Origin of the sequence: Caballeronia sp. (assembly GCF_049581465.1) — a bacterium.
Classification (GTDB): domain Bacteria; phylum Pseudomonadota; class Gammaproteobacteria; order Burkholderiales; family Burkholderiaceae; genus Caballeronia.
In genome coordinates this window covers 1-5453 of sequence record NZ_JBAUSA010000588.1, presented here as the reverse complement: position 1 = coordinate 5453, position 5453 = coordinate 1, and the positions used below count along the sequence as shown (strand labels likewise).

6 protein-coding genes are annotated in these 5453 nt (G+C 59.6%); all 6 read left to right on the top strand.

The window, feature by feature from the left end:
* Window positions 1-551, top strand: a 551-nt coding sequence (locus WCA53_RS14425) for a DUF2889 domain-containing protein (protein ID WP_423911359.1), incomplete at its 5' end; no start/stop codon positions are given.
* A gap of 186 nt (window positions 552-737) precedes the next feature.
* Window positions 738-1904, top strand: coding sequence for an ADP-forming succinate--CoA ligase subunit beta (gene sucC, locus WCA53_RS14420; RefSeq protein ID WP_423911356.1), 1167 nt, complete (start codon window positions 738-740; stop codon window positions 1902-1904).
* Window positions 1905-2057: 153 nt separating this feature from the next.
* Window positions 2058-2939 carry a succinate--CoA ligase subunit alpha gene (sucD, locus tag WCA53_RS14415; RefSeq protein WP_031359567.1) on the top strand — a complete coding sequence of 294 codons (882 nt, stop codon included), beginning with the start codon at window positions 2058-2060 and terminating at the stop codon, window positions 2937-2939.
* Window positions 2940-3091: 152 nt separating this feature from the next.
* Window positions 3092-3811 carry a TerC family protein gene (locus WCA53_RS14410; protein ID WP_423911352.1) on the top strand — a complete coding sequence of 240 codons (720 nt, stop codon included), beginning with the start codon at window positions 3092-3094 and terminating at the stop codon, window positions 3809-3811.
* Window positions 3812-3910: 99 nt separating this feature from the next.
* On the top strand, window positions 3911-4522 hold the full coding sequence (locus WCA53_RS14405; protein ID WP_423911350.1) for a pilin: 612 nt from the start codon (window positions 3911-3913) through the stop codon (window positions 4520-4522).
* Between the two features lie 203 nt (window positions 4523-4725).
* Window positions 4726-5453 (top strand): pilin glycosylation ligase domain-containing protein (locus WCA53_RS14400; protein ID WP_423911348.1); only part of this gene is annotated, 728 nt, incomplete at its 3' end.

Sequence of the window (5453 nt, the reverse complement as noted above, 5' to 3'; positions counted from 1 at the left end):
TGTGGGACATCGAAGCCTGTCTAACCGATGAAAAGCCGCGCGACGTAAAACTCGCGGCCGGCATCCGGCCCCAAGGCCTGCCCATCCATGAACTCTGGCTGCGCATCACGATCGATCGCGCGCTCACTATCGTCGGGGCCGAAGCGGCCTCCGAATGGGCGCCGTATGGCGAACTGTGCGCGGCATCGAACCCTGAATATCGAGCGCTCATCGGCCTCAATCTCCTTCAGAATTTCCGTCGCGAGTCGGGCCGCGTTCTGGCCGGCACGATCGGTTGCACGCACCTCACCGAACTGTGCGCAGTATTGCCGACGGCCGCCATCCAGGCTTTTGCCGGCGAAGTGTGGAATACCGACACGGGCGGTGCGCTTGGCAAAACTGCTGACAATGCAATCGACAAACCTCCGTTCCAGCTTGGACGTTGCAACGCATTGCGTTTTGACGGCGACGCCGTTCGCGAGTTTTATCCGCGCTGGTTTGGTCACCCGCCAAGAGCGGTGGCTGAAGGAACTGACACCAGAAAGCCGGAGCCGGCCGATCAGGCCAAATGAGCGAGCAAGGACAGCTACGCACTGCCGCCAGCAACCGCAAGAATGGGGCTTTAGCCAACCAAGACACAGCAACAAGACCGCAGTCATCACAATCGATGTGACTCTGAAGCCGCTCAACATCGGCGCCAGAAAAAACGTCAAACGAAATCGAAGTTCAATCCAACTCTCAGACTGAAGGAATCAGGCATGAAGATTCACGAGTACCAGGGAAAGGAAATCCTGCGGAAGTTCGGCGTCGCGGTTCCGCGCGGCAAGCCCGTTTTCTCGGTGGATGACGCGGTCAAGGCCGCTGAAGAGCTGGGCGGCCCGGTTTGGGTCGTCAAGGCCCAGATTCACGCTGGCGGCCGTGGTAAGGGCGGCGGCGTGAAGGTTGCAAAGACGCTGGAACAGGTTCGCGAATACTCGAACCAGATCCTCGGCATGCAACTCGTCACGCACCAGACCGGCCCTGAAGGTCAGAAGGTGAACCGCCTGCTTATCGAAGAAGGCGCGGACATCAAGAAGGAACTGTACATCGGCCTCGTGCTCGATCGCATCACGCAGAAAGTTGTGGTGATGGCGTCGAGCGAAGGTGGTATGGACATTGAAGAAGTCGCGGAAAAGACGCCGGAACTGCTGCACAAGTTCGCCGTCGAGCCGTCGACGGGTCTGCTCGATAAAGACGCCGACGACCTCTCGCGCAAGATTGGCATCCCGGAAGGCTCGATCCCGCAAGCGCGCGCGATCCTGCAAGGCCTGTACAAGGCATTCTGGGAAACGGACGCATCGCTGGCCGAAATCAACCCGCTGATCGTCACGGGCGACGGCAAGGTAATCGCGCTCGACGCGAAGTTCAACTTCGACGCGAACGCGTTGTTCCGCCATCCGGACATCGTGGCGTATCGCGATATCGATGAAGAAGATCCGGCTGAAGTGGAAGCATCGAAGTTCGATCTGGCCTACATCTCGCTTGACGGCAATATCGGCTGCCTGGTGAACGGTGCCGGCCTGGCCATGGCCACGATGGACACGATCAAGCTGTTCGGCGGCGAGCCGGCCAACTTCCTCGACGTCGGCGGCGGCGCCACGACCGAAAAGGTTACCGAAGCCTTCAAGATCATGTTGAAGAATCCGAACCTCAAGGCAATCCTCGTGAACATCTTCGGCGGCATCATGCGCTGCGATGTGATCGCGGAAGGCGTGATCGAAGCGTCGAAGGCGGTATCGCTGAAGGTGCCTCTGGTCGTGCGCATGAAGGGCACGAACGAAGATCTCGGCAAGAAGATGCTGGCGGAGTCGGGCTTGCCGATCATCGCGGCCGACAGCATGGAAGAAGCTGCGCAGAAGGTCGTCGCAGCCGCCGAGGGCAAGTAATCAACGCTTTGGTTTTTTGGCCTCATCGGCCCGAAGCGAAAAGCGATTACGAGCGTTCCACCAGATACGAAAGGCGTCGCGTTTTGCCTCTCGTGCTCACTGAAAACCATGAGCACGGAAGGCACGAGCGGCGTCGACGAACAGAGGTCACACATGTCGATTCTGATTAACAAAGACACCAAGGTCATTACCCAGGGCATTACTGGCAAGACCGGCCAGTTCCACACGCGCGCTTGCCGCGAGTATGCGAACGGCCGTGAAGCGTACGTCGCGGGCGTGAACCCGAAGCGCGCGGGCGAAGATTTCGAAGGCATTCCTATTTACGCGAGCGTCGCGGAAGCCAAGGCCGAAACGGGCGCAACGGTTTCTGTGATCTACGTGCCGCCGGCAGGCGCTGCTGCTGCGATCTGGGAAGCGGTCGAAGCCGATCTGGATCTCGCGATCTGCATTACCGAAGGCATTCCTGTTCGCGACATGCTCGAGATCAAGGACCGCATGCGTCGCGAAAATCGCAAGACGCTGCTGCTCGGACCGAATTGCCCGGGCACGATCACGCCTGACGAACTGAAGATCGGCATCATGCCGGGTCACATTCACCGCAAAGGCCGTATTGGCGTGGTGTCGCGTTCGGGCACGCTCACGTACGAAGCAGTCGGCCAGTTGACGGCGATCGGTCTCGGCCAGTCGTCGGCAGTGGGTATCGGCGGCGATCCGATCAACGGCCTGAAGCACATCGATGTGATGAAGATGTTCAACGACGATCCTGACACGGACGCCGTGATCATGATTGGCGAGATCGGTGGCCCGGACGAAGCGAACGCGGCTTACTGGATCAAGGACAACATGAAGAAGCCGGTGGTTGGCTTTATCGCGGGCGTAACGGCTCCGGCCGGCAAGCGCATGGGTCACGCGGGCGCGCTGATTTCGGGCGGCGCGGACACAGCCGATGCCAAGCTGGAAATCATGGAAGCTTGCGGTATCACCGTCACGAAGAACCCGTCGGAAATGGCGCGTCTTCTGAAGGCAATGCTTTAAGGATCGGCTGATCGACGGAACGCGCAGGGATTTGTTAAGATTACACAATCCTTTCGTTTCTATGCGATATTGAAAGCGGGGGAGCTCAGGCTTCCCCGCTTTTTTATTTGCGCGCGTTGTTTCATGTTTGCTTGGTCGGTACTGGTTCTCTCATGCTCGAATTCTTTGCCACGCTCCACTGGGGCGCCGTTTTACAAATCATCGTCGTCGATATCCTTCTTGGCGGCGACAACGCCGTGGTCATCGCGCTTGCCTGCCGCAATCTGCCTCCGGCGCAGCGTACGCGTGGCGTACTGCTCGGCACGATGGGCGCGATCGTCCTGCGCGTCGCGCTCATCGCCTTTGCCGTCGTGCTGCTCGACATCCCATTCCTCAAGTTTGTCGGCGGCTTGATGTTGCTGTGGATCGGCGTGAAGCTGATGACGCCAGATCATGGCGACCCGAATATCAAGCCATCGGACCGGCTTTGGACCGCGGTCAAGACGATCATCGTGGCAGATGCCGTCATGAGCCTCGACAACGTCATCGCGGTGGCCGGTGCGGCGGAAGCCGCCGACCCGCAGCATCGGTTGGCGCTGGTGATTTTCGGCTTGCTTGTGAGCATTCCGCTGATCGTGTGGGGCAGCACGCTGGTGTTGAAGCTGCTAGACCGTTTCCCGATCGTGGTCGCGCTCGGCGCGGGATTGTTGGGCTGGATTGCGGGCGGATTGCTCATCGACGATCCGTTTATGGACCGCTGGCCATGGACGAACCTGCAAAGCACCGAATATGCCGCGCAAGTAGCGGGCGCGGTATTCGTGCTGGCAATCGGCTGGCTTGTCCGTAAGCGCGCGCAGGCTTCTCGAACCGAACGCCCCGCCATGACGCGTTAGCCTTCCGGCTGACTGTGGCCGGCGCTTGGCGCCCCATAAGATCAAAGCGTCTGGATCGCATCATGCGACCAGGCGCTTCGTCTTTATGGGAGTTCAGCGATGGCAACACAGGTTGGCGGGTTCAATAGTCCGAGGTGGTCCGAGAGATGGAACGCATGCCGGAGTCGATGGCGCAAAACGGCCATTACAGCAGCCTTTACGTCGGGCTTTACATTGATCGAATTGATGATCGTGCTGGCAATTGTTGGCGTGGTCGCTGCATACGCGATTCCCGCGTATCAGGATTATCTGGCGAGGAGTCGCGTGGGTGAGGGCTTGTCGCTGGCGTCGTCGGCGCGACTCACCGTGGCGGAAAACGCCGCGAGCGGATCAGATCTGGGTGGCGGCTATGCGTCGCCTCCAGGGACGCGCAACGTCGAATCGATTCACGTAGACGACGACAACGGGCAAATCACCATTGCGTATTCGACCCGGGTTGCGCCGGCTGGATCGAACGTGCTGGTGCTCGTGCCGTCTGCGCCCGACAACGCCGAGACGCCCACCGCGCGAACCGTCCTCACGAAGGGTTCGGTGCAGGCGGGATCGATCACCTGGGAGTGCTTTGCCGCGAGCAAGACGGCTTCGTCGCTACCCGCTCCGGGTGCGGGACCATCGCCGTCCGAAGCGCCGACGTTGCCTTCAAACCTTGCGCCGCCAGAATGCAGGACGTGATCGGTGGAAGAGGATTGAAACAAGCGGATTGAAAGAAAGAAAGTTGGCTCAGTGGGCAAGCCCGCAAGAAAGTCGTTCTTGTCGGGCATGTGTCGCCGAAATCGCCACTATTCTTGGAGATTTCGGCGCATTTCATGCCAGGTGCCGCACAGGTTCAGTAATTTTTTGTATAGTGCGCCGGTTGCCGACGTTCCCGACCCCTCATGCCTTCAAATATAGCGCGCCACCTTTCATTTGCTGTTCTCTGCCTCGCGCTGACAATTCCGTACGCGGTCGTCAACCACACCTATCCGATTCCGACCTTCTACGCGGAATTCAGTGCGTTTGGCCTGTACCTCGCGCTCGGTGCCATGGTCGCGCTGCTCGTGTTCCTGGCGCAGCCGCGCGTGTCGTTCGCGTTTCCGATGATCGCGTTGATGCCGCTTTGTTTCGGCTTGCTGCTGGTTGGGCAGACGGTGGTGCTGCCGGTCACGCAACCGTCGATGAACTGGCTTGGCGGGGGTTATCTCCTCGCGTCGTTTGTTGCGGTGAATACCGGGTATGGCTTCGTACGCGCCGGTCTGGCTGAAAAAGCGATGCGTTGGGGCGCGGCAGCGTTGATTGTCGGCGGGTTGTTTGCGGTGTTTTGCCAGGTCGTTCAGCTTTTCCATATGGAAACGAAGTTCTCGCCGTTTGTAGTGGCCTACAACGTCACGACCGAGCGTCGGCCGTTCGGCAACATGGCGCAGGCGAACCATCTCGCGACTTACATTGCTTTCGCAATGGCCGCAGCGCTGTATTTCGTTCAATCGCGGCGGCTGCCTGTCGTCGTGTGGCTGGTGTTATCGGCGATATTTTCCGCTGGCCTCGCGCTGACCGTATCGCGTGGGCCGTGGTTGCAGATGGGGGTGATCGTCCTGGCCGGTTTCTGGATGGCGTTTGGCCTCGACCG